We start from the raw sequence: 3,920 nt of genomic DNA, 5'->3' as shown, positions 1-3,920 counted from the left end.
GAGAGTCGAATGCCTGCTTTTGTATGTAGAGTTGTTAAAACCAGTACGAGTAATACAAGTAAAGCAATGAAAGGAGCAAATTTAACAAACTGCAAAAGCTTTATGATAAAGCTTTTTTTTGTACTTGGATGAGTAACATCATTTTGAATCATCTGGCTCGATAAATAATCCGATTAGATGGGGATGCATTGAAGTATGTAATGCGTTTACTGATTACAGGTTCTCTACTTGTATTGCTGTTTCTTTCATGCGATGATCCGGTTACCACGACAGCTTCTTATATTCAAATATTAAGTAAAAAACCGGGGGCACATCGTTCATATGAACTAGAAGTCAAGAATCCATATGATAACGATGCAAAACCATTTACGGTGACAATTCCTGAGAAGAAGCTATGGATCCATCATAACCCCAAAAACAGTCATAATGATGTGAATGTCTGTTGTTTGCAATGCGATTGGCGAAATAACGTATTTGATTATGAGTGGGAAGAGTAGTTGAACCAATTCGGAGGTTAGAAAATGACAGATGTAACCTTTTACCGTGATGAAGCGCTCCCTTTTCTGGAAGCGAAGCGCTGCCATAAGAGTGACCTGGCATATCAGAAGCATTTTCACGAAGAGTATTCCATCGGTTTAATCGATGAAGGCGAAACGCAGGCATGGTGTGATGGCGACTTGTGGCGCGTTGAGAAGGGGAGAATAATCAGCTTTCCGCCGCTTATCCTACATGCCTGTCAGCCTGCGGAAGATGAAGAATGGAAATACAAAATGCTGTTCATTAAGCCGAAATGGTTCGCTCATCTTGAAATGCCTGATATTAATCGTCTTCAAATCCCTTTCTTGCTCGAAACTGGGAGGAATAAAGCTTGCAGCATGCTGCTCAATCGCACCATGGAGGCACTGACTCGCAGTGCTACTCCACTAGAAATTGAAACATCGTTAATCGAACTGGTGCACAAGCTTGTAGATAAGCATGCATACGATCTGACGCTTGAGCCATATGGAATAATGGAAACGAAGTACGTCAATTTGATCAAGGAATATATCCATGCGCATTATACGGATCGGATCACGCTCGACACGTTGGAGCATGAAGCCGGGATCAGCAGATATCATCTTATCCGCATGTTCAAAAAAGGAACGCATTTGCCGCCTCATGCGTATCAAAATCTACTTCGTATCAATCATGCCAAGAAGGAACTGAAAAAACGGCGCTCTATTGCCGAAATTGCCGTAGATGCCGGCTACTATGATCAAAGCCATTTTATAAAAGCCTTTGCCAAAATAGTAGGGGCAACACCTCAAGCTTATGCTATCTCCGTTTAGATAAGCGCAATTTTTTACAATCGTAACCTCCTCTTATCCTGTAGATTGAACCTATAGATAAGAGGAGGTATCATTTGATGATAACAACGACTAATGTGGAAGAGCAATTTTCTAAAACGATGAAATCCATTGCCCGTCGAGCTGATTTGAAGGCTTTTGTTGAACAGACACCCGCCATTTATCAGCTTTTGCAGCGCGCGGCAGCAAAGTATGTGACAGGGGAGAATCGCCAGGATGGCCTTGAGGTAGGACGAAAGCTAGCCGATAAAGGGTACGCTATATCGCTTGAATATATCGGTGAAAATACGACGGATATCCAAGACTGCGAACATGCGGCTCTGGAGCTTACGCTGCTTATTCATACGTTGGCTCAACATGGAATACCAGCTCGCGTATCGTTTGATCTATCTCACATTGGCTTATCGATAGATAGCGAATTGGCCTATAAGAATTTGACAGCAATGGCCGCACTAGCTCGACAGGCCGACGTCGAGCTGTTTGTCAGCATGGAGGAATCAGCTAAGACAGACGCCATACTTTCGATTTATACAAAAGCAGCAGCCGTATATGCGAACCTCGGCATCACACTTCAGGCACAATTGAACCGTACGGCACAGGATTTGAACGATATCTCAGGACGGATTCGCATTGTGAAAGGTGCGTACCAAGAAACGGAGAAGATCGCCATGCCGCGTTCATCTGCCTTAAATGAGCGATATATACAGCTTATAGAGCAGGCCATCCGCAAAGGGCATCGTCTGTCGATCGCTACTCATGACGAGTCTATCATTGATCAAGTTATTAAACGGGGATGGATCCATGAGCCAGGCGTTGAATTCGAGATGTTATATGGGATTCGGCCTGATTTGAGCAGTCGATTGAAGAAGGCAGGTTATCCTGTTCGGATTTATCTGACGTTTGGTCGTGAATGGTATTTGTATCTATGCCACCGGATTGCGGAATACCCGCCAAATGTATTTCAAGCAATTCTAGATATGACGGAGGCTGGAGCAGCAGATCCCGTAAAGAATTATGAATAAATCGGTTCGCATCCCCGCATTTTTATTGGAATTGAAGAGGCAAAGAGACGAAACCCCGCATAAGATAAGTGGGCTGCCATTCGAGTTGCTCGGGCGAAACGGCCAGCTTTAACCGGTTTTGGCGACGTAAGAACGTATCAATTGCAATTCGTCCTTCCAGGCGGGCGAGAGGAGCTCCCAGGCAATGATGGATACCCACTCCGAACGCGATATGATGGTTCCGTTCCCGGGACAAGACCAGCCGATCTGGGTCGTTGAAGTAGTCAGGATCACGGTTGGCCGAGGCAAGTGCGATGAGCACCATGTCTCCCTTCGAGATGAGCTTGCCGTTCCATTCATAATCTTCTCCTATCCAGCGATTCGTTGCGAATTCGACCGGGCCCATGAACCGCAGCAGCTCTTCGACGGCGGAATCCATCAAGGAAGGGGTGTTCCGAAGTTTCTCAAGTTCGTCCGCATGATTCAATAATGTGAATATGCCATTTCCAACCAGGTTGACGGTCGTTTCATGTCCGGCTATGATCAATAGAATAATTGTCGATATCAGTTCCTTTTCCGACAAGGAGTCCCCTTCGGATTCCGCTTGCACAAGCAAAGATAACAAATCTTCCTTCGGATCTTGGCGGCGCTGCTCAATCAAGTTCGTAATATAGTCCGTAAAAGCGTCTATGTCCGATTCGATTTGCTTATATTTCTCCGGGACATTGATGGCTGAGACGAGCGCATGGGACCATTCGCGGAACTTATCCCGGTCTTCGTTGGGCAGACCCAGCATCTCCGATATGACAATAATCGGAAGGGGATAGGCATAATCTTGAATCAGCTCCATGGAGCTCTGATTCACTACTTGATCCAGCAGCGAATTCGCTATGTCCTGGATCCGTTCCTTTAGCTTCTCAATCATGCGGGGGGTAAATGCTTTTTGCACGAGGCCACGGAGCCGGGTATGATCCGGCGGATCCGAATTCAGCATATGTCGAACCATCAGATCCATTTGGGACGAGGGAAGTCCCATTTCCTCGGGCGTGACGAATTGGAACAAATTTTTCTTCAAATAATCGGTCTTCAGTGCGGCTACGGCATCTTTATAGCGTGTCACGATCCAGGCTGTCCTGCCGTTCGGCAAAGTAATTCGGTGAAGCGGATCATGTTCTCTGAGCTTCTCATACAGCGTATAAGCATGATCCTTGAAATCGGATGAAAATGGATTGAACGACGGCAATGTTGGGCTTATGGTCATTCAAGCGCCTCCTTCATTCATATTTGGCGGTTGCCGGACAGACATAACCACACTTTATAATTATACTAATAATAGGTAAATATGACACATGGTACATATATTTCATTTCATTGTCCCCGTCCCATTGAGGATTGAGCGAAGTATGACTGAGGGAATTATGAATCTGTATAAATTATGATATATTTTGTAGAATACAAAACAGCTATAAAAGCAGTCGAGGAACGAGTTGATTACAAAGGATGGGGACTATCTATGAAGCAATTGCCGACTATTGAAATAGAGAGATTGCTGCTGCGACCGTTTCGTTTAGAT

4 protein-coding genes are annotated in these 3,920 nt (G+C 45.0%); 3 read left to right on the top strand and 1 reads right to left on the bottom strand.

Translation table 11 applies throughout. From position 1 onward, the window contains the following. The first annotated feature begins 188 nt into the window (after positions 1-188). From BBG47_RS27275 to BBG47_RS27265, 3 genes are all read left to right on the top strand, one after another. Entirely contained in the window at positions 189-497 is a 309-nt protein-coding gene (locus BBG47_RS27275; protein ID WP_065294360.1) for a hypothetical protein, read from the top strand. 24 nt (positions 498-521) lie between these two features. Next, positions 522-1,328, top strand: coding sequence for an AraC family transcriptional regulator (locus BBG47_RS27270; RefSeq protein WP_021260465.1), 807 nt, complete (start codon positions 522-524; stop codon positions 1,326-1,328). A gap of 77 nt (positions 1,329-1,405) precedes the next feature. Continuing rightward, entirely contained in the window at positions 1,406-2,368 is a 963-nt protein-coding gene (locus BBG47_RS27265) for a proline dehydrogenase family protein (RefSeq protein WP_065294359.1), read from the top strand. 22 nt (positions 2,369-2,390) lie between these two features. On the opposite strand, the gene BBG47_RS27260 is transcribed toward BBG47_RS27265, so the two are convergent. Next, positions 2,391-3,608 (bottom strand): cytochrome P450 family protein, encoded by a 1,218-nt coding sequence (locus BBG47_RS27260; RefSeq protein ID WP_065294358.1) that lies wholly within the window; start codon positions 3,606-3,608, stop codon positions 2,391-2,393. Positions 3,609-3,920 lie beyond the last annotated feature (312 nt).

Source organism: Paenibacillus sp. KS1 (assembly GCF_001680695.1).
Taxonomy (GTDB): Bacteria; Bacillota; Bacilli; order Paenibacillales; family Paenibacillaceae; genus Paenibacillus_B; species Paenibacillus_B suaedae.
This window is presented reverse-complemented; position numbering and strand designations above follow the sequence as displayed.

Bases quoted from the DNA above. Each gene is read 5' to 3' on its own strand.
- BBG47_RS27270 (WP_021260465.1), top strand. From the start codon at position 522: ATGACAGATGTAACCTTTTACCGTGATGAAGCGCTCCCTTTTCTGGAA.
- BBG47_RS27260 (WP_065294358.1), bottom strand. From the start codon at position 3,608: ATGACCATAAGCCCAACATTGCCGTCGTTCAATCCATTTTCATCCGAT.
- BBG47_RS27265 (WP_065294359.1), top strand. From the start codon at position 1,406: ATGATAACAACGACTAATGTGGAAGAGCAATTTTCTAAAACGATGAAA.